Source organism: Acidipila sp. EB88 (assembly GCF_003858395.1).
Classification (GTDB): domain Bacteria; phylum Acidobacteriota; class Terriglobia; order Terriglobales; family Acidobacteriaceae; genus EB88.
On sequence record NZ_QWEV01000005.1, the window covers coordinates 1379396 to 1403478 of the forward strand.

General features: G+C 62.7%; 18 protein-coding genes. 10 read left to right on the top strand and 8 right to left on the bottom strand.

Features of this window, described 5'->3' with window-relative positions; translation table 11 throughout:
- The first annotated feature begins 54 nt into the window (after positions 1-54).
- The 4 genes from D1Y84_RS06620 (at position 55) to D1Y84_RS06630 (ending at position 6095) form a co-directional block, all read left to right on the top strand.
- On the top strand, positions 55-2979 hold the full coding sequence (locus D1Y84_RS06620) for an ATP-dependent helicase (RefSeq protein ID WP_124847813.1): 2925 nt from the start codon (positions 55-57) through the stop codon (positions 2977-2979).
- Between the two features lie 189 nt (positions 2980-3168).
- Entirely contained in the window at positions 3169-3324 is a 156-nt protein-coding gene (locus D1Y84_RS18115; protein ID WP_199726368.1) for a hypothetical protein, read from the top strand.
- 78 nt (positions 3325-3402) lie between these two features.
- Positions 3403-4971, top strand: a complete 1569-nt coding sequence (locus D1Y84_RS06625; protein ID WP_124847814.1) for an amino acid permease — start codon at positions 3403-3405, stop codon at positions 4969-4971.
- Between the two features lie 77 nt (positions 4972-5048).
- Positions 5049-6095, top strand: coding sequence for an NAD(P)-dependent alcohol dehydrogenase (locus tag D1Y84_RS06630; RefSeq protein ID WP_124847815.1), 1047 nt, complete (start codon positions 5049-5051; stop codon positions 6093-6095).
- 72 nt (positions 6096-6167) lie between these two features.
- Here D1Y84_RS06630 and galU read toward each other — a convergent pair whose 3' ends face one another.
- From galU to D1Y84_RS06650, 4 genes are all read right to left on the bottom strand, one after another.
- Positions 6168-7043 carry a UTP--glucose-1-phosphate uridylyltransferase GalU gene (gene galU, locus D1Y84_RS06635; RefSeq protein WP_124847816.1) on the bottom strand — a complete coding sequence of 292 codons (876 nt, stop codon included), beginning with the start codon at positions 7041-7043 and terminating at the stop codon, positions 6168-6170.
- 100 nt (positions 7044-7143) lie between these two features.
- Positions 7144-8892, bottom strand: coding sequence for a DUF885 domain-containing protein (locus D1Y84_RS06640; RefSeq protein ID WP_124847817.1), 1749 nt, complete (start codon positions 8890-8892; stop codon positions 7144-7146).
- 273 nt (positions 8893-9165) lie between these two features.
- A complete protein-coding gene (uvsE, locus tag D1Y84_RS06645; protein ID WP_199726369.1) occupies positions 9166-10323 on the bottom strand; it encodes a UV DNA damage repair endonuclease UvsE in 1158 nt (385 codons plus the stop codon).
- Between the two features lie 237 nt (positions 10324-10560).
- Entirely contained in the window at positions 10561-11676 is a 1116-nt protein-coding gene (locus tag D1Y84_RS06650; RefSeq protein WP_124847819.1) for a DHH family phosphoesterase, read from the bottom strand.
- 111 nt (positions 11677-11787) lie between these two features.
- On the opposite strand from D1Y84_RS06650, the gene D1Y84_RS06655 reads away from it, so the two are divergent.
- Genes D1Y84_RS06655 through D1Y84_RS06665 form a run of 3 tightly spaced genes read left to right on the top strand, consistent with a single transcriptional unit; the run spans position 11788 to position 13553 of the window.
- Entirely contained in the window at positions 11788-12354 is a 567-nt protein-coding gene (locus D1Y84_RS06655) for an RNA polymerase sigma factor (protein WP_124847820.1), read from the top strand.
- Positions 12344-12976 (top strand): hypothetical protein, encoded by a 633-nt coding sequence (locus D1Y84_RS06660; protein WP_124847821.1) that lies wholly within the window; start codon positions 12344-12346, stop codon positions 12974-12976. Before D1Y84_RS06655 ends, D1Y84_RS06660 begins: the two co-directional genes overlap by 11 nt.
- A gap of 10 nt (positions 12977-12986) precedes the next feature.
- Positions 12987-13553 (top strand): hypothetical protein, encoded by a 567-nt coding sequence (locus tag D1Y84_RS06665; protein ID WP_124847822.1) that lies wholly within the window; start codon positions 12987-12989, stop codon positions 13551-13553.
- Here D1Y84_RS06665 and mfd read toward each other — a convergent pair whose 3' ends face one another.
- Positions 13554-17111 (bottom strand): transcription-repair coupling factor, encoded by a 3558-nt coding sequence (gene mfd, locus D1Y84_RS06670; protein ID WP_124847823.1) that lies wholly within the window; start codon positions 17109-17111, stop codon positions 13554-13556.
- A gap of 361 nt (positions 17112-17472) precedes the next feature.
- Here mfd and D1Y84_RS06675 point away from each other — a divergent pair, with 361 nt between their 5' ends.
- From D1Y84_RS06675 to D1Y84_RS06685, 3 genes are all read left to right on the top strand, one after another.
- On the top strand, positions 17473-18753 hold the full coding sequence (locus D1Y84_RS06675; RefSeq protein ID WP_158615354.1) for a carbohydrate porin: 1281 nt from the start codon (positions 17473-17475) through the stop codon (positions 18751-18753).
- 31 nt (positions 18754-18784) lie between these two features.
- On the top strand, positions 18785-20251 hold the full coding sequence (gatB, locus tag D1Y84_RS06680) for an Asp-tRNA(Asn)/Glu-tRNA(Gln) amidotransferase subunit GatB (protein WP_124847825.1): 1467 nt from the start codon (positions 18785-18787) through the stop codon (positions 20249-20251).
- Between the two features lie 175 nt (positions 20252-20426).
- On the top strand, positions 20427-21170 hold the full coding sequence (locus D1Y84_RS06685; RefSeq protein WP_158615355.1) for a Crp/Fnr family transcriptional regulator: 744 nt from the start codon (positions 20427-20429) through the stop codon (positions 21168-21170).
- Between the two features lie 98 nt (positions 21171-21268).
- Here the strand turns inward: D1Y84_RS06685 and D1Y84_RS06690 are convergent, their stop codons facing one another.
- The 3 genes from D1Y84_RS06690 to D1Y84_RS06700 all read right to left on the bottom strand — a co-directional run bounded on the left by D1Y84_RS06690 (position 21269) and on the right by D1Y84_RS06700 (position 24010).
- A complete protein-coding gene (locus D1Y84_RS06690; RefSeq protein ID WP_124847827.1) occupies positions 21269-22018 on the bottom strand; it encodes a dienelactone hydrolase family protein in 750 nt (249 codons plus the stop codon).
- Positions 22019-22072: 54 nt separating this feature from the next.
- Complete coding sequence (gene purD, locus D1Y84_RS06695; RefSeq protein ID WP_124847828.1) at positions 22073-23374, bottom strand: phosphoribosylamine--glycine ligase; 1302 nt, start codon at positions 23372-23374, stop codon at positions 22073-22075.
- Between the two features lie 63 nt (positions 23375-23437).
- Complete coding sequence (locus D1Y84_RS06700; RefSeq protein WP_124847829.1) at positions 23438-24010, bottom strand: HAD family hydrolase; 573 nt, start codon at positions 24008-24010, stop codon at positions 23438-23440.
- Positions 24011-24083: the final 73 nt, after the last annotated feature.

Consider the following 24083-nt stretch of genomic DNA (forward strand, 5'->3'; position numbering starts at 1 on the left):
GGGTGCCGCAGGGCTGACAGACTCTCGAAGATTTATCATCGAAACTGACCCCCTATGAGCCGTTTACTCCAGAATATGAACCCGCAGCAGGCAGAAGGCGTGCAGGCCGTGGATGGCCCGGTGCTGCTGCTGGCCGGCGCCGGCTCGGGCAAAACCCGCGTCATTACGCACCGCATCGCCTACCTGATTGAGGAGCGAGGGGTCGCGCCGGATGCCATCATGGCCGTCACCTTTACCAACAAGGCAGCCAAGGAGATGGCCGAGCGCGTAGAGAAGCTGATGGGCAGCACCACGCTCGCCAAGCCCCTGCTCGCGACGTTTCACTCGTTCTGCGTGCGCATGCTGCGCCGCGACATTGAAGCTTTGCGCACGCCCGGCGAGCAGGGCGGGTTGACCCGCACCTTTGCCATCTACGACGACAGCGATCAGCAGCAGGTGGTCAAGGCCATCATGCGGCGCATGGGCATGGATGACAAGCAGCTCACCCCGCGCACGGTGATGGGCAAGATCTCATGGGCCAAGAACCACATGCTCGACCCGCAGGAGTTTTACCTGCAGTCGGCCGATCAGCAGAGTGAGCGCGTGGCGCACGTGTTCGAGGCATACCGCAAGGAGCTGCGCAAGAACAACGCGCTTGACTTCGATGACCTGCTGCTCGAAGCCGTGCACCTGCTCAAGGCCAGCAGCGAAACCCGCGAGCGCTACAACCGCCGCTATCGCTACCTGCTGATTGACGAGTACCAGGACACGAACCGTCCGCAGTATGAACTGATGAAACTGCTGGCCGGGCCAGCGCACAACGTGTGCGTCGTGGGCGATGAGGACCAGAGCATCTACTCCTGGCGCGGCGCGGACATCAAGAACATCCTGGAGTTCGAAAAGGACTTTCCGGGCGTGCGGACTATCCGCCTGGAGCAGAACTATCGCTCCACCAGCGTGATTCTTGAGGCCGCCGGTGCCGTGGTGGCGCGCAATGCGCAGCGCAAGGGCAAAGACCTTTGGACCGCGCGCGAGGGCGGCGCCAAGATCGGCTACTACGAAGCGCCTGACGGCGAAAACGAAGCGCTGTTTATCGCGGACTACATCAACAAGTACCTGCGGCAGGCGGGCGAAAGCGTGGAGCAGCCGCGCGCTGCCGTGCTGTACCGCACCAACTCGCAGTCGCGGCTGGTGGAAGAAGCGCTGCGGCGGTACGGCATCTCGTACACCATGGTCGGCGGCTTCTCGTTCTACGAGCGGGCCGAGATCAAGGACGTGCTTTCGTATCTGAAGCTGGTACAGAACCCGCACGACTCCATCGCATTGCAGCGCGTGATCAACACGCCGGCGCGCGGCATTGGCCGCACTACGCTTGATACGCTGGAGCGGCTCGCTATTGAGACCGGCACAAGCACATATACAGCAATCGGCCACGCGCTCAAGAACCGCCTGCTGCCATCGCGCGCGCTGATCGCGCTCGACAACTTTCGTCGCATGGTGGAAGACGCGCGCGCGCTGCTGGCGCCCGATTTCGCCGAGAAGCTTGCCGGGGACCTGGCCGGCGAGACGACCGATGTCGACGCCACGCTGGCCCTGAGCAGCGGCCATACCGCGGACACCCGCGACGACATGCCGACCGACCTGGACGTGACGCTGCATGCCGGCGATGACACCAGCTTCGCCTTTGGCGATGCCGACCAGGGCATGCTGGCGCTTGGCATGGACACGGCTGCAGACACGGATGCGAGCGCCGAGGGCGATGCCGCGTTTGACCCCGCCAGCTTTGCCGGGGACGACGATGCAGGCTTCGACCCGTCTGCCTTTGCCGTGGCGCCCGCTGCCTCCTTGACTGAAGCTGCGCCGCCGGTCGATGCCGCCAGTTTCAACCCGTTCGCCGATGACGTGGCACCGAAGCGCAAACCCGGGGGCAAGCGCGTTGCGCCATCTGCTGCCACCACGGCCAACGCCGCTCGCCAGCAGCGTGAGGAGGAAACGGCCGCGGCCTTCCGCAAGCCGGGTGATCCGGCAACACTGCCGGAGTTGATTCGCTTCGTCAACGATCGTTCCGGCTACATCCGTGCGCTGGAAGAAGAAGGCACGCCGGAGTCGTTCTCGCGCATTGAGAACCTCAAGGAACTCGCCAACGCCGCGCAGGACGCTGAGCAGCGCGGCGAAACGCTCTCCGACTTCCTGGACCATGCGGCGCTGGTGAGCGACACGGACAAGATCAACCCGGACGCGCGCGTGACCCTGATGACGCTGCATGCCGCCAAGGGACTGGAGTTCCCGGTGGTGCTGCTGACCGGCATGGAGGAAAACCTGTTTCCGCATTCGCGTTCAATCAACGACCCGGCGCAGATGGAAGAGGAACGGCGTCTCTGCTATGTCGGCATGACCCGCGCGATGGATGCTCTGGTGCTGACGCGTGCCCGCTACCGCCGGAGGTACGGCAATGACATGCCGGAGGCCAGCATCCCTTCGCGCTTTCTTGAAGAGGTGCCCGCGCATCTGATCGAGGACGTGGGCGGCGGCGCCGCAGCACGATCGCAAAGCTACGGAGGCGGGTATGGCTCGGGCTATGGGTCCGGCTATGGCAATGGCTCACGGTACGGCGGAGCGAAGAAAAGCGATGGGGATGGCGAACGGCATTACTCCTACGAAGACGAAGACCAGTCGTACAAGCCTGCCGGGGCAGGCGGCGTGCCTCGCCGGGGCTCGAGCATGACGACCTCAGGCAAGCCCGCAAACTCGCTCGACAACATTGCCTCGTTCTTTGGCGCGCGAGGCGGCGCGACGGGAACGCGGCCCAAGCTCGAGGTCGATGCGCAGACCGGCGCGACGGGTTTCAAGACTGGCCAGCGGGTGCGACACCCCAAGTACGGAGAGGGACAGGTGGTTCGACGCGAGGGCGACGGCGAAGAAGCCAAGCTGACCGTGAGCTTCACGCAGCACGGCGTCAAGAAGCTGGTGGAGAAGTTTGCCAAGCTGGAGCGTCTCTAGCCTGGCAGGAACCGAACCAACGCGTGCAACGGCGTAGTCAAACCTGTGTCGAAGTTGCACCACACACTGCTTTGGGTCGCGAGCAGCCTGGCACTTCCCGCTGGGGCTCGTCCCGCTTCTGTAGTAAAACCAATAAGAGCGTACTATTTCGCCTGCTTGGCAGGCTGCTCCCAGATTGAGAGAGAACCCATGGCAAACACGACCAAGATTGAAAGCGTAGAAGAGCGCAAGGCGATCAAGCGCGCCGCACGCAAGAAGGCAGCTCCGAAGGCCCCCCGCACCGCCCCCCGCGGCTCCAACAAGAAGAAGCCCAAGAAGCTGACGCGCGGCACCGGCAAGCGCTAACCAGAGCATCGGCACAGCACGGTTCCACCCTCATGGGTCCGTGCTGTGCAACAGTTCAGGGCCCGACTCCTACTCCACTTGCCTGCCGGAGCTACGCCGCTGCCGAGTCAACTGTTCGCCACCAAGTCCATCGACAAGCTGATTGCGCAGTCTGAGGAGCCGGAACGCTCGCTCCGGAAGACGCTCGGCCCGGTGTCGCTCACGTCCCTCGGTATCGGGGCGGTGATCGGCTCTGGCATCTTTACGGTCATTGGCACCGCGATCGCCGGTGAGAAGTTCGACACCACGTCGATCCTGAACACGCCGGTCGCTGACTACCTGGTGCACCACACGGCGCTGCTTGGCCGCCCCGGCGCGGGTCCAGCGCTGGCGCTTTCGCTCGTGCTGGTGGCGATCGTGTGCTGCTTCACCGGCCTCTGTTATGCCGAGCTGGCTTCCATGATCCCCATCGCGGGGTCTGCGTACACCTACACCTACGCCACCATGGGCGAGCTGGTGGCGTGGATTATCGGCTGGGACCTCATCCTGGAATACGCCTTCTCGAACATGGCGGTTTCAGTCGGCTTTGCCGCGCACGTGGTCGACCTGCTGGACTGGCTTGGGATCCACCCTTCACTGCAGTGGATCTCGCCGGCCTACCTGCCAACCGGCCTGACCGATCTCGCAGGGCACACACTGTACGGCCCCGGCTGGCACCTCGGCTTCAATGTGCCTGCCTTCCTGATCGTGATGCTGCTCACCGTGGTGCTTGTCCGCGGCATCCGCGAGTCGGCAAGCACCAACAATGCCATGGTGCTGCTGAAGATTGCGGCCATCCTGGTTTTTGTGATCGCCGGCGCGAGCTTCATCCACCCCGGCAACTGGCACCCCTTCGTCCCGAACGGATGGTCAGGCGTGCTCACTGGCGGCTCCATCATCTTCTTCACGTATATCGGCTTCGACTCGGTTTCCACCGCGGCCGAGGAATGCAAGAACCCGCAAAAAGATGTGCCCATCGGGATCATCGCCACCCTGATCATCTGCACCATCCTCTACATCGGCGTGGCCGTGGTGCTCACAGGGCTGATTCGCTGGGATCGCCTGATCGACGACGCGGCGCCTGTCGTGAATACCCTGAAGAAGCTCGCTCTCACCACCGGAAGCCCCCTGCTGCATTGGGTTCGCCTTGCGGTGCTGGTCGGCGCCATCCTGGGCATGGTGTCGTCGATCCTGGTCTTCCAGATCGGGCAGGCCCGCGTCTGGTTTGCTATGTCGCGCGACCGCCTGCTGCCCGCGGTCTTCTCCAAGATCCACCCGCGGTATCGCACGCCCGTGGTATCGACCTGGGTGGCGGGGCTGGTGGTGGGGCTTCCGGCCGGGCTGCTCGATATCGGCACCTTTGCTGACCTTTCCAACATCGGCACCCTGTTTGCGTTTGTGCTGGTGTCGGTGGGCGTTCTGATCCTGCGCTACAAGGATCCTGGCCGCCACCGTTCGTTCCGGTGCCCGGGTGGCCCGGTGCTGCCGGTACTGTCCATCCTTTTCTGCACCCTTCTGATGGCCGGGCTGCCGATCATGACCTGGCTGCGCTTCTTTGTCTGGCTCGGGATCGGGTTGTTGATCTACTTCGGTTACAGCCGCAAGCGCAGCGAGTTCGCCGTCAAATAAGGACAGAGCGCCGCAGCAGCGACTCATGCGCCTCTCCCTGCATCGAACACACAGACTATCTCTGGAGATCAACACACATGTCACAGGCCTACGGCTACGCAGCCCAGGAATCGAACACGCCGCTCGCACCTTTTTCGTTTGAACGCCGGGAGCCAGGTCCCCATGATGTTGTGGTTGAGATCGAGTTCTGCGGTGTCTGCCACTCGGACATTCACCAGGCGCGCAACGAGTGGAAGAATTCCAAGTACCCCATGGTCCCGGGCCATGAGATTGTCGGCAAAGTCAGCGCAATTGGCGCCGAGGTTACAAAGTTTAAGGTAGGCGATGCGGCTGCGGTCGGCGTGATCGTGGACAGCTGTCGCGAGTGCGAAAACTGCAAGGCGCACGATGAGCAGTACTGCCTCAAGGGCGCGGTCGAGACCTACAACGGCAAGGAATACGACGGCACGCCGACGTACGGCGGCTACTCCAACGTGATCGTCACCAACGAGTACTTCGTGCACACGATCTCGCCGAAGCTCGATCCAGCGGCCGTGGCGCCGCTGCTCTGCGCCGGTATCACTACGTACTCGCCGCTGCGTCACTGGGGCGTCAAGGCGGGCCAGAAGGTTGGTGTTGTCGGCCTTGGTGGCCTGGGTCACCTCGGGCTCAAGTTCGCGCACTCCTTTGGCGCGCACGTGGTGCAGTTCACCACCTCGCTGAGCAAGGCAGAAGACGCCAAGCGTCTTGGAGCCGACGAAGTCGTCAACTCCAAGGACGAAGCGCAGATGGCGAAGCACAAGGGCACGTTCGACTTCATCCTCGACACGGTGTCGGCATCGCACGATCTGAATGCATACCTCGGCCTGCTCAAGCGGAATGGCACGATGTGCCTGGTGGGTATTCCCGAGGAGCCGGCACCGGTCGCCGCGTTCAGCCTTCTTGCCAACCGTCGCTCGCTGGCCGGCTCCGGCATCGGCGGCATGCGGGAAACGCAGGAGATGCTGGACTACTGCGCGGAGCACAACATCGTGTCTGACATCGAGATCATCTCCATGGACCAAATCAACGAAGCCTACGAGCGCGTGGTCAAGGCCGACGTGAAGTACCGCTTCGTGATCGACATGAAGACGCTGAAGAAGTAGCTCTGATGGAAAAAGAAACGCCCGGCGCATGCGCCGGGCGTTTTTCTACTTACTGCTGCAATCGCGTTGCAACTACAGCGAGAGCGACTTCAGGTAGTCACGGAAGCCCGGACCAACATCGTCGCGCTTCAGTGCAAAGTCAACCATCGCCTGCAGCATGCCGAGCTTGTCGCCCGCGTCATGACGAATGCCCTCGAAGGAGAAGCCGTACACCTTTTCGGTTTCGAGCAGCCCCTTGATCGCATCGGTAAGCTGCAACTCGCCGCCTGCGCCAGGCGTGAGGTTCTCAATCTTGTCGAAGATCGCCGGCGTCAGGATATAGCGGCCGATAATCGCATTCTTGGACGGCGCGTCTTCGAGCTTCGGCTTTTCCACCATGCCGCTCACATCGAACAGCTTCGGCTTGCCTTCTACCGCTTTGCCGTCGAGCACACCATAGGCGGAGATGGCAGGACCATCAACGATCTGGGTCGCGATGATTGAACTCTGCACATCCTCATACGCTTCCACCATCTGCTTGATACAGGGTACGGTTCCCGCGATCACATCATCGGGCAGCAACACGGCGAACGGCTCATCCCCCACCAACTCTTTTGCCATCAATACGGCGTGGCCCAACCCGCGCGCTTCGCTCTGCCGCACGTACGCGATCTTGGCCATGCTGGCGCAGTAGCGCGCAATCTCGAGAAGCGCGGTCTTGCCCTTCTTTTCGAGGCTTGCTTCCAGCTCGAAGCTGGTGTCGAAATGGTCCTCGATCGCGCTCTTGCCGCGCGACGTGACAATGATGATCTCTTCAATGCCTGCCGCGATTGCTTCTTCAACGCCGTACTGGATGATAGGTTTGTCCACCAGGGCGAGCATCTCCTTGGGGACGGCCTTGGTGGCGGGAAGAAAACGAGTGCCGAGACCGGCTGCGGGAAAAACTGCTTTGCGTACCTTCTGCTTCATGTGCTGTATGGTGTTCCCTTCTCACAGTCGTGCACACACTCTCGCTATTGTGCCAGACCTCAGCTTAGAAGAGCTGAACGGTAGTGTCTTGACAGAAAGCCTACAGACTCGGTGAATTATCCCCCAACAAGGCCTGTCGGACAATCGGGAGCGGTGCGCCGCCCTGCTTCATGAATGCATCGTGAAAGCCCTGCAGAGAGAACGATTTGCCCTCTTTCTGCATCATGTCGGACTTAAGCTTCTGAATCATGAGCTTGCCCAAAGTGTAGTACAGATACGTTGCATCGGATGTACCGCGCTTCACTTCCACCTCGGCTATGGGTCGGGACTGGTACCCCTGCTTCACGAAAAAGTCAGTCGCCTGGGCCATCGACATATCCCCGGTGTGCATCTGGATGGCCACCACGAAGCGGGCATCGCGCAGCAGCGCATCCTGCAGCTGCCCCAGGCGGATGAGGTTGGCGTCGCGCGTGGTCTTCGCGCCGGTACCCGGCTGGCCATAGCCTGCGTCGAGCATCATCTGCTCGCAGTAGTGCGCCCAGCCCTCCACGTTGGTGTTGGCCGTGACCAGCTTGCGCACCTTGCTCAACCCGGCCGTGTTGACCCACAGAAACTGCACGTAGTGTCCCGGGTAGGCCTCGTGCACCGCGGTGCTTGTGACCGTGCCGACGTTGAAGGCTGCCATGTATGCCGCAGTCCGCTCCGGCGTCCAGCTCTTGTCCGGCAGCGTCACGTTGAAGTATGCGGTCTTGGAGTGGGCTTCAAATGGCCCCGGCGGATCCATGGACGCCTGCGTGGTGGCGCGCATAAACGGCGGCGTCTCCTCGAGTACAGGCTCTACGTCTGACGGGATAGTGATGATGTGCCGGTCTCGAATGAAAGCAGTCAGCCCGGCAAACTGTGCGTGGAAATCCTCGAGCAGCTGGTCGGGGGCGACATGGTCGGCTGCCAGCTCCGCCAGCACTTCGCTGGGGCGCCTGGTGCGATCGACCCGCGCCGCGACCTTCTTGAACTCGGCCTGGTTCCTGTGCAGATCGCTCATGGCGATCGCGAGCAGCTCGGGCGCAGGCGTGGTCACCATCTCGTCATACTGCAGCTTCTTCGCGAAGGTATCGGCGCCAAAGCGAAAGTCGCCGTGCGAGCGCGGCAGCAGGTCGGCCTTCATCCATTGCGCGTAGTCATTGAGCGCAGCGATCACAGCCGCGTTGGAGCGGGCAAACTCTGCCTGCAGTAAGCGGCTTTTCACATTGGTGAACGCCGCCGGCACATCGTTCTGAAAGAACGACACATCGCCGGCGATCTGCTCGAGCGCAATCTCCGTGTAGATCTGCGGCGGGTTATCGAGGTTGCCCTTTGCTTCGGCCAGCACCTTGGGCATCTGCTGTTCGCGGGCGATCAGGTTGCGCATGCGCTCTTCAGGCGGGGCGAAGTTGCGCTCGATCAGCGAGAAGGCCGAAGAGGTGATTCCACTCGAGTACAGGTCCGGATTCCGCTGCCACATGCGAATCGTCTGGAAGTCAAGCAGGCGCGAGCGCAGGTGATTGCGCATCATCTCGAGGTCGCCCTGCGTCGACTGGTCAAGACTGTTGGCGGGGAACGCGTCGAACTTCTTCAGGAAGTAGGTGATGCCCTGGATCTCGGAGCGGATCGTCGCCGGGCTCCAGTCCTCCAGGTTGCTGTCATAGGCGTGGATACCGAATGCGGTAGCCTGCGTGGGCTCATACAGCATCGCCGCCTGGTAGAAGCGATCCACGAGCGAGTTGAACGCAGCCGTCTGCGCCTGCGCACACACGCTGCCCGCGAACACTACGGCAAAACCGCACAAAAAACGCAGACAGCTCAAACGCATGCAGTGAAGGCCCCTTGCTGAAGTTTTCAGGGGATCAGTATACCGGCGTTGCTTTTTTTCGCGCGCCGCACTCATGTTGTGCGCAGGCGAGCCGATAAAGCTGTCAGTCGCGCAGTCGGCGTTGCTTCACCGCATTGCCGCTGTGCTTCCCCTGTAAGCCCGAGGATCCTGTGCGCTCGAACCCGAGTGCACAGGATCCTCACCCGTGCCTGCCGATCCGTTGATCTGTCGCGATCACTCGTACATTGCAGGCTCACAGGCACTGAGCACTGCCTACAACGACTCCGTTGCCTGCTCTTCCGCGTCCTCCTCATGGACCAACTCCTGCACAGGCACCGAAGCTTCCGCTGCTTCGATTCCGTAGCGGCTCATCAGGTCCGGCGCATACCGGGCGATGTCACTGCGGAGGCGCAGCAACGCAAGATCCTTCGCCTTGGCCTCGAGCATGATGTCCGTGTCAAGGTGCGCAATGGAGCGCAGGAACGTGATGGTCTCGAAGGGATTGTTGTAGTCCGCGTGGCCGGTCCAGATAGGTGGCTGCAGCACGGTTTCAGCTGCGCCCGTCTTGCGATTCTTGCGCTTGATCTCGCGCATCTCCGTGCGTGCGCAGGAGAGATGCATCTTGGGCCGCTCACCCGCGGGCCACGATGCAAGCATGCGCTCAACGGTCGGCAGCAGTTCGAGCTTCTCCGGGTTGAAGCACCAGAAATGTTGATAGTCGAAGATCAACGCGACGCCGGTGTGCTCGTGAATATGCAGCACATCCGCAGCGCTGTAGCGGATGTCGTCGTTCTCCAGCACGAGCCTGCGTCGCACCGGCTCGCTCAGCCGCTTCCAGGTTTGGATCCAGCGCGCGCAGCCGCTGGTTCGGTCGCCGTAGGCACCGCCTACGTGGATCACCATGCGCGCTTCCGGTCCGCAGCCCATGCGATCAAGCATGTCGGCCTGCCATTCCAGGTCGCGCATGCTGCGCTGCGTCAGGTCTTCGTTTTCGCTGTTCAGCACGATGAATTGCGACGGGTGAAACGACAACCGGATATCTGCTTCGCGCGCCAGCCTGCCCACATGCTCCAGGTCCGCAGCGGAGTCGCGCAGCATGGAGTGAAACTGCGGCATGTCCGGGTGCGTGACGTAGGGCGCCATGTCGGAGCTCATGCGATACATGTGGATCTTCTGCTTGCGCAGATAGCTGAAGATCTCGCACAGGTAACCGAGCGATACACGCAGGTGCGGGTCCTGTTGCCAGCGACGCGTGTCGTTGCTTTTGAGACCCTGCTGCCCCATCACCTTCACGGCGAAGCCCAGCCGCATCGCCGCTGCCGGCCACTGCACGGGTGGCATCGCTTCCAAGGCGGCGCAGGGGAACAGCGGGTCGGCAAGGCGACGAGCCAGGTCAGCCGCCGCAAGCTCCTTCTTGCCTGGCGCCTTCACGGCCGATTTGTTCCTGGCTGCAGACTTCTTCGCAGCGAGCGGCGCCTGTTTTTTAGCGCCCGCTTTGGTTGTTGCGATCGCAGGGGGGAGGGCGCTCACGTTGCGGACGGCTTTGGCCGGCGCGCTCTTGCTCGTCGCTGCAATGGCCTTAGTTGGTTTCGGCTTTGAGGCAGGGGAAGGCCCCTGCGGTGTTGCTGCTTTTTTCGCCATGTCAGTATCCGGTTAGATGCGTCTCTTTCAGGCGGCTGGGTCAGGGGAGGCCAACTGCAGCTCCGGGCCAAAGCCGAGGTCCTCGGCAAACGCATTCCACGAGGCCACCGGTACCGCGCCACCACTTGCCTGGTCGTGCCCATTGCCGTAGCCCTGGTCGGCCCCGGCAGGAGCGTGTGCCCGCAGAAACTGGATCACGTTCACGCCCTTGGGACCACGCGCGGAAAAGTGCACGTACCCCGGGCGGAAGCCGAAGTTCACGCCCATCACGATGCTGTCGCGAAAGCGGCCCCGCCAGGTCTGGGCCACCAGCGGGTGCACCTGGCAAGGGGTGTCCATGCGCAATGCCACGAGGTCGGCACCAAGCGTTTCGCGATACTTGCGGCTGAACTTGGGCGCCGCCTTCTTCGCGGCGGCTAGCGCCACCGCTACCTCTTCTTTCGCGGCGAGCAACGCGGTGGATTGCGGAAGCTCACCCTTGCTGATCTGCTTCGGATTCACTGCAATCAGCAGGGTCTGCAACGCCTCGGTTGCGTCGGCGTTTGCGGTGCGACGCGGTGCGTTCAGCAGCGACACCGCGTCGCGCATGGGCCCGGTCGGCCAGAGGGTGCGCGCCTCGGCCAGTTCGGCAAAGGGAGCCTTGTCGCCGAGATCGCTCAGGATGCTCAGCGCGGCGAGCCAAAGCAATGCTTTTCGCTGCTCTTCTGCAATGAGCACGCGTAGGCACCAGTACACGAGCAGGCCCGTGGTCGGTGTGGGCTCGGTGCCATAACCCGTGATCAGCTCTGAGCCGGGCGGCGTTCCGCCGGGCAGGTGGTGGTCGATCAACAAGGTGGGTACGCCTGGCAGCAGCGCGTCCGCGCGACTGCCAAGGTCCAGCACGAACAACGCCTCCGGGTTGCGCGCCTTGAGCCGCTCGATCACCTCCGGGCTCCACGCGGACTCGCCCTTGCGCTTGGGCTCGATGGTGACGTGCGGATAGCCGGCAAGCCCAAGAGCACGCACCAGCAAGGCTCCTGCGGGCAGCCCGTCGCAGTCCGAGTCGCACAGCACGTGGATGCGCGTTGCCGAGGCGGAAGGCAGCGACGCAAGAAAAGCCTGGAAGCGCCGGGCTGCTTCTGCCTCAAGAGCAAGAGTTGTCATGTAGAAATGGATGCGCGTCTGGCACTTCGCAACAAGCCAATGTTTGCTCGACAAAAAGGCGAGCAGAACCGCTGGGCTCGCAGTCTTAGTGGGTGAACAACAGGAACACAGATGCGTGCCATTGCCGGAGCCAACCCGTTGACCCTGCCGCAGCAATCCGTCGAAGCCGCTGCGGAAGAGTTCGCAGGCTTCATCAGGCGGCATGCGCAGTTTGCCTACCGCGTGGCGTTTGCGCGGCTGCGGCATGTGGGCGACGCGGAGGATGCCGTGCAGGACTGCTTTGTGAAGCTGCTCAAGGGAGGGCGCTGGCGATCGGCAGAAGACGAGCGCGCGTTTCTTGCCCGCGCCGTGTGGCGCACGGCGGGAGATGTGCGGCGGCGCTACCCCGTGCAACTGGAAACTGAAAACACGGAGCAGGTCGAGTTAGCCAGCCTCGCCCCAAGCCCGGAGCAGCAGGCGATGCAGTCGGCCAGCGAGGCGCGGATCCACACATTGATCGATGCGCTTCCGGAGAAGCTGCGATTCCCGCTGGTGCTCGCAGCCTTCGAGGAGCTTGGGTCTGTGGAGATCGCCGCGATTCTCGGAGTACCCGAAGGGACGATACGACGGCGCACGATGGAAGCGCGCAGGCTGCTCAAAGAGAAGCTGGTCAGGTTGGAGAAACGTCATGCGAGATGAACGGAACAGCTCTTCGTTTGAGCAGGAACGGGAGTTCGATCTACACCTGGACGCGGCCCTGCGGAGCTACGCTGCTTCGTATGCACGGCCGGGATTGGAAGATCGTTTGCTCAGGCATATCGAAGCAAGCGGCACGCATACGCATGTCCGGGCGTGGGCGCGAGCGCGGGTGTGGACACGGACATGGAGCCTTGCTGCCGTTGCCGCTTTGCTGTTCTGCGGGTTCGTTCTCGTCGTGCAGCGGCATGCGCCTGTCAGCCCTGGGAACGTCGGCCTGCTGAACCCGCATGACGCTGCTGTGAGCTTTCACCTTGTACCGCCCCCCACTGCAACACATGAGGGCGCCGGCCGTTCCCCTGCCGGCAGGACCAGGCGGGTCACTGCCGAGCAGGCATGGAAGCATTTGGAGGTAGTGCATGCGGGAGCGGCAGCGTGGTCAAGACCGTTGCCCACTGCCCCGCTCTCTGAGCAGGAGCGGCTGATGCTCCAGCTTGCGGGGCTGCCGGAGAGTCCCTTGGCCTACCAGGAACCATCACAACCGATCACAATCGAGCCGCTGCAGATCAGCGCGCTTGTGATCGCACCCATTGTGCACACCAGTGCAAACACGCCCAACAACTAAGGAGCTCTTTATGCGGATCAACGGACTTCTTCTGTTTACCTTGCTGCTTGCGCCAGCGTGCCCCTCGCCCGCAGCAGAGCCCGCCGTGCAGAACACTCCCGCAGCAGCGACGAGTACCGTTCCGGCTACAGGAAATACTTACAAGTTCACATTCGTTGTGCGGGAACTGGTAGCCGGAAAGGTTGCGGGCAGCCGAAGCTACTCAGCACTCTACAGCGATGAAGAACATGCTGACCCGGGAGCGATCCGCGCGGGAAACAAGGTCGCAACAGCGACAGGCCACGGCGAATATCAGTACCAGGACGTCGGCGTGAACTTCGACTTCCGCTTTCCCAATGCAGCGGAGCATGTTGTGCCTTTCGGTACAAACAAAATTCTTCTTCACGTATCTGCCGACATCTCCAGCGTCGCCCCGGGCGACTCTGGAGCCGCCGGGCCGCCGCCGCTGCTCAGGCAGCAGCGCTGGAACTCCAATGTCTTGCTCGACATCGGCAAACCAACGCTGCTCTTCTCATCCGATGATCTCGTCTCAGACCGCACCACGCAGGTGGAGCTCACGGCAGTGAAGGTCCAGTGACTAAGCAACCACCGGCTGCTCGACCACTAACTCGTCCAGCAGCAAGCGAATCTCTAGGATCATCTGCACTGGCTCCTTCGCGGTAAGCGGGTAGCGCAGCACGCCCTGCGGGGTAAATTGCGCACCCTGCTTCACGTGTTTCGCCACCAGCTTCATCAGGCGGTTCGGATCGATGCTTGCATGGGGAGCGAACCGCAGGTGCACCTGGTCCCGCTTGCGATCCACCTGCGACACGCCCACACGCTCGCACTCCGCACGCAGCGCCGCGGCTTCAAGCAGGTGCTTGACGCCCTCGGGCAGCTCGCCGTAACGATCTTCCAACTCCACCCGCACATCGTCCACGGCCTTCTCGCTCCCGGCCGCAGCGATGCGCTTGTAGATGCGCAGGCGCTGGTTCTCTTCCGCAATGTAGCTCTCATCGATGCGCAGCGAGATACCAAGGTTGAGTTGCGTCGCGATATGTTCGGTCGCAACTTCGCCCTTGATCTTGCTGACGGCTTCCTCCAGCATGCCCGAATACATCTCGAAACCGACCGACTCAATGTGCCCGCTCTGCTGGCCGCCCAGCATATTGCCCGCGCCGCGCAGTTCGAGGTCAAGGGCCGCGATTTTGAAGCCTGCCCCTAAGTCGGAGAACTCCTTGAGCGCGGCCAGGCGGCGACGCGCAATGTCGGTCAGCTCCTGCTCCGGCGGAATCAGCAAATACGCATACGACCGGCGGTTGGAGCGTCCGACGCGGCCACGCAACTGGTACAGCTCCGAGAGACCGTGCCGGTCGGCACGGTTGATGATGATGGTGTTCGCCAGCGGAATATCGATGCCGTTCTCGATGATCGTGGTCGCGACCAGCACGTCATATTCATGATCCATGAAGGCGAGGACCACACGCTCAAGTTCCGCTTCGCCCATCTGCCCGTGACCAACAATGACGCGGGCAGAAGGCACCAGCTCGCGAATCTTGGCAGCAATCTCGTAGATCGATTCCACGCGGTTATAGACGAAGTACGTCTGGCCGCCGCGCTCCATCTCGAGCTCAACCGCCGAGCGCACGAGCTTCTCATCGAATTTGGCCACCACGGTCTGGATCGCCATGCGATCTTTCGGTGGCGTTTCAATCACACTCATGTCGCGCAGGCCGATCAGCGACATGTGCAGCGTGCGCGGGATCGGCGTGGCAGACATCGTCAACACGTCAATTTGTGCGCGTATCTGTTTCAGACGTTCCTTGTGCTTTACGCCAAAGCGCTGTTCTTCGTCCACGATCAACAGGCCAATGTCCTGGAACTTCAAATCCTTCGCCAGCACACGATGCGTGCCAATCAGGATGTCTATCTTGCCCGCTTCGAGATCTTCAAGGATCTTCTTCTGCTCCTTGGGGGTGCGGAAGCGCGAGATCATTTCAATCGCTACCGGGAACTGCCGAAAGCGCTTCTTGAACGTCTCGTAGTGTTGAAACGCAAGCACGGTAGTCGGCGTGAGCACAGCCACCTGCTTGCCATCCTGCACGGCCTTGAACGCCGCGCGCATGGCCACTTCTGTTTTGCCGTAGCCCACGTCGCCGCACAGCAGGCGGTCCATGGGCAGCTCCGACTCCATGTCGGCCTTGATGTCGCGGATTGCGGCCAGCTGGTCATCGGTCTCCGTGAAGTCAAAAGCATCTTCAAACTCGCGCTGAAACTCGTTGTCCGCGGTGAACTGGTGACCGCGTGCGGCTTTGCGCTGCGCATAGAGCTTGAGCAGCTCATCGGTCATGTCCTCCATGGCCTTCTTGACCTTGGCCTTGGTCTTGGCCCAGCCCTGCGAACCCAGCTTGTTCAGGATCGGTGCGGGTCCGCCCTCGCTCGAGCGGTACTTCTGAATCAGGTCAAGCCGCGTCAGCGGAACGTACAGTCGCGCCGCATCCGCAAACTCCAGGATCATGAACTCGACGTTCACGCCGTCCTGTTCGATCTCGCGCAGGCCCACATAGCGCGCAATGCCATGCTCCACGTGCACCACGTAATCGTTCACGGCGAGGTCGCGGAAATCGGAAACAAACGCAGCCGTCTTGGACTTCTTCACGGCCGGACGCGCCGCTACGTCGGCGTCATCCGACACATCGTTGACGCCGAAGATGACCGTGTTGGCATCGACGAGTGAGACGCCATTCGCCAGTTGGGCGCGCACCAGCACAGGAGCCGTACGCTCGCCCGGCCGCACCGTGCGCTCATTCTGCCCCATCTCGGTAGTGGCCTGCTCGGAGCGCCAGCCGATGCGATACGCGATGTCGTGCTCGCGCAGAAGGTCGGCCATGCGTTCCAACTCACCCTGGTTGGCCGATGCGATCAGCAACCGCTGTTCTGCGGCGAGCACAGAACGAATCTGCTCCACCAGCGCGAGGCCATTGCCATGGAAACGCAGAGTGGGCCGCGTTGCGAATGCGATCTCACCCAACGTCAGATCGTCCTCGAGCACATCCACAATGCCGAGCTGATCCAGGTCAAGACCCGGTTGGTTCGAGATCAAGGCGAGCAGCAGTTCCGGCTGGCGATACAGATCTTCAGGCGTCATCAGCGCGCCGATGTTGGACCGGTCATGCCGCTGCTCGAGCTTGTTCCACCAGCGTTCGAGGTGGTTGCGCAGCATGCCCGGCTCTTCCACAAACACCACGGATCGCTTGAACAGGCCCAGCAGTGTTGTGTCTGCGCCGGCCACGCCCGCAAAAAATTCCCACCCCGGGAACACCGTGACCGCGCCGGCAGCGATCGAACGTTCTACCGCGCCATCCACATCCGATTCGTCGAGATGCGAACCCGACAAACGCGCGTGCACCGCGGCCAGCAGCTTCTCGGTCACCGGCGTTTCTGTCAGCGGCAGCAGCACGGCTTCGTCGAGCGGCTGCAACGAGCGCTGCGTTTCCGGGTCGAAGCGGCGCAGTGACTCCACTTCATCGCCGAAGAACTCCAGGCGGACTGGCCGCTCCGCTTCGGGCGAGTACACATCAAGGATGCCGCCCCGCCGGGTGAACTGTCCCGGCATCTCGACCAGGTCCACCGCATCGTAGCCGACGCTGGCGAGGTGCGTGCACAACTCATCCAGGTCATGCTCTTCGCCGCGCTTGAGCGTACGCGCGAGACCCGCGTAATACTTTGCCTGGAACAGCTTCTGCGCCGCTGCTTCCACGGGCGCGATCACAATCGACGCAGCATCCGTGGCAATCTTCCACAGTGTTGCCGCGCGGCTCTCCTGCACCTCGGCATGGGGCGACAGGTGCTCGAACGGCAGTACGTCAGGGGCCAGCAGCTTCACGACGCGCTCGGGTGCGATGGCGCCGGTCAACTCACAGGCAGCACGCACCGCGATGTGCAGGGCATCGGCGGCCTTGTTGTCGGCAACCAGCACGATCGCAGGCAGGCGGGCCGCGCGCGCAAACAGCGGCAGGTACAAGGCGCGCGCAGTTCCGGTAAGCCCAGAGACACGACGACGCCCACGACCAAGCTGCAGGTGGCGTGTGGCTTGTTCAAACGAGGTGGATCGCTCCAGATCCGCCAGAAGCTCGCGGACAAACGGGAGAATCATGGTGTTACGAGTCTAGCAGTGGCAACCCGGCCGCCGATGGCGGCCCGGGCTACACGGCTTCGATTTCAGCGAAGGTGTACTCACGATCCAGTGCAATCGTGATCTGCCCGTCAGGCCAGTGAAACACAACAAACTTCACGTTTTCTTCATGCATGCATCTGCCTCCGCGCAATCAACCAATCGTGCAGCCTGACTACTTGTTTCTGAATGTAGCGAGCCACTGCGCGCGTCGCGAGCCTTTTCATCGCACGCACATTACTATCGGTATGCCGGATGTATGCGTGGCAAGGCGACAGAATGGTGGCCGACTTGGCTCGGCAGTTCGCGAGGCACAAAGCACTTTCAACGGAAGGCGCGGAGCATGATTAAGCCGATGAGAGGATGCACTGCCTGCGTAGCTGCCCTGGCTTTTGCAGCGAACGCAGCGGCGCAAACCACCGCACGCCCCGCGGCGGCCCAGCGCGACACCAACCAGCAGGCAGGCAACACGGGCGCTGCCAAGACGCGCAGTCCCGATGCGCTGCTCAAGCCTGATCCCCTCGATCCGCTGCTTCGCCCGGCCGATCGCGCCCAGGCATGGCTCGACAGCAAAAAGCATCTCGCCCTCAAGGCTTCGTACACGCTGCTCAACCAGTACGGTGTCACCACGCCGGGCACGCGCCATGACCAGGTCAGTGCGCGGCTCGACTTTCAAGGCGTCTGGACAATGCACCAGCAGGGTGGCTTCGAGAACAAGGCGCCCCATGCCGACCAGACCACTCTGAACCTGCTGGTTCGATCCGGCACCAACATCGGCCAGAGCCAGCAGTGGGACCTGAACGACTCGCTCGGTTCCACCCAGGGCATCAACTCGCTGCAGGGCAGCGGCGCGCAACGGCCCATCATGGTCAACCTGCTGTATCTCAAGCAGACCTGGGATCAGCAGCGTGTCGCCCTGTACGTGGGCAAGCTCCACCCCAACCAGCACATCGGCCTGAGCCCGGTAAACAACGACGAGTCGTCGCAGTTTCTGGGTGGCCCGTTCGATGGCGACGCCGCGCAGACAGCGCTCGGCACCTACGCGCCGGGCATCGCGCTCGAGGTGGGGCCACCCAATGGCTTCTACTCTCACCTGCTCGTGATCGACAGCAAGGCCAAGCCGTGGGACGGCACGCAGACATTGTTCGACGGGCGCGGCTACGAGGCGCTCGAAGGCGGCTGGAAGCGCGGTACGCAGGGCGAGGGCGGCCGCGATCTGCGCGTTGCCATCTACCACCAGAACCCGCCCGCTCTGGGGCATGGCCACGGCATCGGGGTGGGCGGCGACTGGGAGTTCCACAACGGCGGACTGGCCCACTGGATGCCATTCGGGCGCCTCGGCTTCGACACCAAGTCAGGCACAGCCATCCAGCAGGTCAGCACCGTGGGCGTCGCGCACACGCTGCCGTTCGGGCGCAAGGGCGACCTGTTCGGCGCGGCCGCGACCTGGACGCGACCCTCGACCCCGGGACGGCACGAGCAGCTCACCGAGGCCTTCTACCGCCTCAAAGTAGCCGACAGCCTGGAGTTTTCGCCGGACGTGGAGTGGCTGCGCAACCCTGCAAACACCGCAAAGATCGACTCGACGGTGATCCTGGGCACACGTCTCAAGGTGATCTTTTGATCTCCGGTGCAAGCTAGTAAACTTAACCTCTATGGCAACCGCGGCAACACTCTCGCCTGAGATCCTTTCCAAGTACGAACCGGTTATCGGCCTCGAAGTGCACGTGCAGCTGCTGACCCGCACCAAGGCCTTTTGTGGCTGTGCCAACCAGTTCGGCGCCGCGCCCAACACGCTGATCTGCCCGGTCTGCCTTGGGCTGCCCGGCGCGCTACCGGTGCTGAATGCGCGCGCGGTCGAGTTTGCCACGCTTGCCGCGATGGCCATCAACGCCGAGATCCGCGAGACCAGCATCTTTGCGCGCAAGAACTACTTCTACCCGGACCTGCCCAAGGGCTATCAGATCTCGCAGTTCGACAAGCCGCTGGCCGAGAACGGCTGGCTCGACGTGGACACGCCGGGCGGCGTGAAGCGGATCGGCATTACCCGGCTGCACATGGAAGAGGACGCCGGCAAGAGCCTCCACGATGGCTCCGCGGTGCATACCTCGGTCGATCTGAACCGCTGTGGCACTCCCCTGATCGAGATCGTCTCGGAACCCGATATCCGTACCCCCGACGAAGCGTACGAGTACCTCACCAAGCTGAAAGAGATCCTGCTGTATACCGGCGTCTCGGACTGCAACATGGAGGAGGGCTCGCTGCGCTGCGACGCCAACGTCAGCGTTCGCCCACGTGGACAGCAGAAGTTCGGCACCAAGGCCGAGGTCAAGAACGTCAACTCGTTCCGCTACATCCGCTCCGCTCTGGCCTACGAGATCGAGCGGCAGGTGGAGCTGATCGAGTCCGGCGAGCGCGTGGTGCAGGAGACGCGGCTCTGGAATGCCGCCGAAGGCCGCACCTACTCCATGCGCTCCAAGGAGCAGGCGCACGACTATCGCTACTTCCCGGAACCGGATCTGCCGGCGCTGCATGTATCTTCCGCCCAGCAGGCTGCCGTGCGCACCACCATGCCGGAGCTGCCGGAGGCACGGCGTGCGCGCATGGTGGCTGAGTACGGCATCACCACGCAGGACGCTGCCACCCTGACGGCGACACGCTCCTTCGCGGACCAGTTCGAGGCAGCAGCCAAGGCGGCACGCAATCCGCGGCGCGTGGCCAGCCTGGTGCAGAGCGAACTGACCTCCCGGCTCAAGCTCAAGGGACTCGAACTGGAACAGTCACCGATCACCATGACGGGCATCGCCCAGGCGGCCGATCTGGCCGAGGAAGGCAAGCTCTCGAGCAAGCAGCTGAAGCAGTTGTTCGACCTCGCTTTCGAGACCAACGAGGACTTCGGCCCGGTCTACGAGCGGGAGAAGCCCCAGCAGATCTCGGATACGGGCGCGATCGAAGCGATGATCGACGAGGTGATCGCGGCCAACCCCAAGCAGGTCGAGCAGTACCGCGGTGGCAAAAAGACGGTGGCTGCCTTCTTTGTGGGGCAGGTCATGCGCCTCAGCAAAGGCCAGGCCAACCCCGGCCTGCTGAACGAACTGGTAACGCGCAAACTCGACGCCTGACCGCTGCACACACCGTCCAGCTAACTGCCGCACCCTGTGATCACATTGCTACAGGGTGCGGCATTTCGTTTGCTGCCGAACAGACCTTTTGGCTTCGCTCGCAATACGGTTTGAGTGCGAAGAGGAGCAATGCGCCCCGATGGCATCAAGCGGCGCTCCCCCTTGCTCTTCCTTTATGATCAGCAACCCAGACCGCGATCCATCCTCCAGTGCAATCAACGCGAGCTTCCGCAATCACTTTCTTGCGAGCGTGCCAAGGCCGGTGCTTGAAAAGCTCGAGGCACAGCTGATCCGCGTCGATCTGCCAGCGGGAACAATGCTGCTTCACTCGGACCGCGAGATCCAGTGGCTCTACTTCCTGGAGCGGGGCATGGCATCGGTCAGCAGCCTTGACCGTGCGGGCGCCCCGGTCGAAGTGGGCGTGATCGGACGCGAAGGCATCGTGGGGTTTCAGTCGCTGCTGGGCCAGCCGCTGACCCATACCAGCGCCATCATGCAGGGTTCGGGCGAAGGCTATCGCCTGCGTGCCGACGCGCTGCGCGAATACACGCCGCAGGATGCGGACGTCACACGGCTGCTTCACACCTTTCTACATGCCCTGCTGGAACAGACCACGCAGCTTGTTCTTTGTAACCGACTGCATGAGCTGGAAGCGCGCCTGGCGCGGTGGCTGCTGACAGCCTGTGACTTCATGGGTACGCGCGCGATTCACCTGACGCAGGAGTTTCTGGCGGAGATGCTCGGCGTAGGCCGACCAGCCGTAACGCTGGCTGCCGGTGTCCTGCAAAGAAATGGTTACATTTCCTACAGCCGCGGGCTGGTCGAGGTAGCGGACCCGGCCAAGCTTGAGCAGGTCACATGCGACTGCTACGGAATCATCCGCAACTCGTACAAGCGGCTTTACCCGACCCTGTACTAACCCGGCTTCGTTTCGCTTTGACCACGGCGGGTGCTGATGTTGTGCAGCACCCGCCGTCGTCCTGGAGTCGTACAAGCGGTTACGCGTCGGCTGCCCTGCTACAAGCCCAGTGCCAGTTTCCGGTGGAAGACCTCGAGCATCATCCCCTTGAGCTGATACTCCAGCGCCGAGTCGTAGCGGTACCCTTCGTCGCGCATGAATGCGTGCGCGCCATTGACCTCGACCCACTGGTAATTTGCTTCCACCTCGTCCAGGCGCTTCAGAATCGTGCGGCGGCCTTCGAGCGGCACATGCGGATCCTGCCGACCCCAGATATGCAGGAGCTCGCCCTTGATCTCGCCTGCCCGCGCCAGCGAATCGTCGTGCTTGCCCGCGCCCAGCGTGCCGCAGTGGATGTCGGTTGCATAGAAGCAGACGGCCGCAGCGACCTCAGGATTCATGGCAGCGCGAAACGCGAGGTGACCGCCAAGGCAGATGCCGATCACGCCCAGCCGCCCATTGCACTGTTCCATGCCGGCCATGTGGCTGAGCAGCGACTTGGCGTCGTCGTCGTAGGACGAAAGCTCTTTCGCGTACTTGTCGTAGTTGCCCTTGTCGGAACCTGCCTGGTCGTAGCCCAGCACGGTGCCGGCCGGCTCCAGTTCGTGGTACACCTCGGGCACCGCCACCAGGTAGCCATGCCCGGCCACGAAGGTCGCGAAGCGCCGAATGGGCGCGGTCATCTGGAAGATTTCCGAGTACAGCACGATGCCCGGAAACGGTCCAGGCGCTGCCGGGTGAAAGAAATACGTGCGCATGGGGCCGGTCCTGGTCGCAACATCGACCACCAGGTCGTCTTTCAGGATCATGCTCTTGCTCCTCTTGAAAATGTGGAATGGGTCGCGGGTGTAAGACCGCCCTGTTTATTCGGCCGGTGCGGTCGGGGCCTTGCGCAGGGCGCGATGCCCGATGTCCCGCCGATAGTACATCCCATCGAATCGGATCTCGGCCATCGCGGCATAGGCGCGGGCCAGTGCCTGCTCGAGCGTGGCCGCCCGCGCACAGGCGCCAAGCACCCGTCCGCCGGCGGTGGTGAAGGTTTCGTCCTGGAGCTTTGTGCCGGCGTGGAAGATCTCCACCTCTTCGAGTGACGCGGCCACGGACAGCCCGCTGATCGGGATGCCGGATGCGTACTTGCCGGGGTAGCCGCCGGAGGCGGCAATCACGCAAACAGACGCGCCACGCCGCCAGCGAAACTCCGTATCGCTCAGGCGGCCCTCCACGCAAGCTTCGAAAGCTTCAAACAGGTCGCTCTCCAGGCGCAGCAGGATCGCCTGCGTTTCCGGGTCGCCGAACCGCGTGTTGTATTCAAGCACCATGGGCCCGCGTGCGGTCATCATGAGGCCGATAAACAGGACGCCCTGGAACGGCGTTGACTCGGCAGCCATGCCATCGATGGTCGGCTGGGCAATATGGTGCAGGATCCACTCCTGCATGGCAGGGGTGAGGATCGTGTCCGACGTATAGACGCCCATGCCGCCGGTGTTCAGCCCGGTGTCGCCTTCGCCGATCCGCTTGTGATCCTGCGCGGGCAGCAGCGGCGCCACGTGCTTGCCGTCGCTCATGATCAGGAAAGAGACTTCTTCCCCTTCAAGCAGCTCTTCCAGCACGATCTCGGTTTCGGGCGTGCCCAGCAGCGAGCCGTTGAACAGGCCGGCGATCGCGGTTTCTGCCTCGGCGCGCGTTGCGCAGATCAGCACCCCCTTGCCGGCGTGCAGGCCATTGGCCTTGACCACGACCCCGCCGTGGAAAAGCTCCAGCGAGGTGCGCGCTTCCTCGGCGGTGCTGCACACGGCATAGGCAGCCGTGGGGATGGTGTGGCGCTGCATGAACCGCTTGGAGAAGGCCTTGCTCGACTCAAGCTCGGCAGCAGCCCGGGTGGGCCCGAAGACGCGAAAGCCGCGCGCTGTGAGCGCATCCACGATGCCCAGGGCAAGCGGCACTTCCGGGCCGATCACCGTCAGCGCGGGCTCTTCCTTGACCACTACGGCGATCATCGCTTGGAGGTCGTCCGTGTCTACGGGCACGCACCGCGCGATGCCTGCGATGCCCCCGTTGCCGGGCGCACAGACGATCTCGCCTACACGCGGCGACAGTTGCAGTGCCCAGGCGAGCGCATGCTCCCGGCCGCCGCCGCCAATCAAAAGAACCTTTGCTCCACTCATTCTGTTCCCAAGGCTACTCCACACAGCAGGCTGGACAAAGCCTGCTGCGCCGGCGCGCCCGGGCTATGCCAGCGCTTTCGGCACGGCTTCTTCCCAACGCCCCTGCGCCTTCAGGATCAGCTCCACCACTTCGCGCGCCGAACCGTGGCCCGCCGCGCGGCGCGTCACATACTGGCACACCGCTTTCAGCTCAGGCGCGCCATCCGCGACGCAGATCGCGAGCCCCGCGCGCTGGGCCAGTGGAATATCCGGCAGGTCGTCGCCCATGTACGCCACCTCGTCCTCGCGGACGCCGGCATGCTCCAGGATCTCTTCGAACGCATCGGTCTTCTTCGCCTGCCCCAGGTAGACGTAGGTGACCTTGTTCTCCTTGGCGCGCTGCTGCACCGCGGGGGACTTGCGCCCGGTGATGAAGCCGGTCCGGATACCCATGGTGTTGGCCAGCGAAAGACCCTGGCCATCCTGCGCATTGAACACCTTCATCTCTGTCACCGTTGCAGCGCCGGCGGCGTCCGTTGCACCGATCAGGCAGACGCCTCCGTCGGTGATCGTGCCATCCACATCCATCAGGAAAACCTTGATCTTGCGGGCGCGCTCCAGCACGTCCGGACTCGCAAGCGTTTCTAAATCGGCCATGCCCCATGCTAACGGCTGCCCCGGGCGTGCCCTGCCGGAACCGGTCGCAGGCAGCAGAGAGGACTCAAAGCGG

Excerpts from the sequence above, each read along its gene's own strand:
- D1Y84_RS06620 (WP_124847813.1), top strand. The coding sequence starts at position 55 with ATGAGCCGTTTACTCCAGAATATGAACCCGCAGCAGGCAGAAGGCGTG.
- D1Y84_RS18115 (WP_199726368.1), top strand. The coding sequence starts at position 3,169 with ATGGCAAACACGACCAAGATTGAAAGCGTAGAAGAGCGCAAGGCGATC.
- D1Y84_RS06630 (WP_124847815.1), top strand. The coding sequence starts at position 5,049 with ATGTCACAGGCCTACGGCTACGCAGCCCAGGAATCGAACACGCCGCTC.
- galU (WP_124847816.1), bottom strand. The coding sequence starts at position 7,043 with ATGAAGCAGAAGGTACGCAAAGCAGTTTTTCCCGCAGCCGGTCTCGGC.
- D1Y84_RS06640 (WP_124847817.1), bottom strand. The coding sequence starts at position 8,892 with ATGCGTTTGAGCTGTCTGCGTTTTTTGTGCGGTTTTGCCGTAGTGTTC.
- D1Y84_RS06650 (WP_124847819.1), bottom strand. The coding sequence starts at position 11,676 with ATGACAACTCTTGCTCTTGAGGCAGAAGCAGCCCGGCGCTTCCAGGCT.
- D1Y84_RS06655 (WP_124847820.1), top strand. The coding sequence starts at position 11,788 with ATGCGTGCCATTGCCGGAGCCAACCCGTTGACCCTGCCGCAGCAATCC.
- D1Y84_RS06660 (WP_124847821.1), top strand. The coding sequence starts at position 12,344 with ATGCGAGATGAACGGAACAGCTCTTCGTTTGAGCAGGAACGGGAGTTC.
- D1Y84_RS06665 (WP_124847822.1), top strand. The coding sequence starts at position 12,987 with ATGCGGATCAACGGACTTCTTCTGTTTACCTTGCTGCTTGCGCCAGCG.
- mfd (WP_124847823.1), bottom strand. The coding sequence starts at position 17,111 with ATGATTCTCCCGTTTGTCCGCGAGCTTCTGGCGGATCTGGAGCGATCC.
- D1Y84_RS06675 (WP_158615354.1), top strand. The coding sequence starts at position 17,473 with ATGATTAAGCCGATGAGAGGATGCACTGCCTGCGTAGCTGCCCTGGCT.
- gatB (WP_124847825.1), top strand. The coding sequence starts at position 18,785 with ATGGCAACCGCGGCAACACTCTCGCCTGAGATCCTTTCCAAGTACGAA.
- D1Y84_RS06685 (WP_158615355.1), top strand. The coding sequence starts at position 20,427 with ATGATCAGCAACCCAGACCGCGATCCATCCTCCAGTGCAATCAACGCG.
- D1Y84_RS06690 (WP_124847827.1), bottom strand. The coding sequence starts at position 22,018 with ATGATCCTGAAAGACGACCTGGTGGTCGATGTTGCGACCAGGACCGGC.
- purD (WP_124847828.1), bottom strand. The coding sequence starts at position 23,374 with ATGAGTGGAGCAAAGGTTCTTTTGATTGGCGGCGGCGGCCGGGAGCAT.
- D1Y84_RS06700 (WP_124847829.1), bottom strand. The coding sequence starts at position 24,010 with ATGGCCGATTTAGAAACGCTTGCGAGTCCGGACGTGCTGGAGCGCGCC.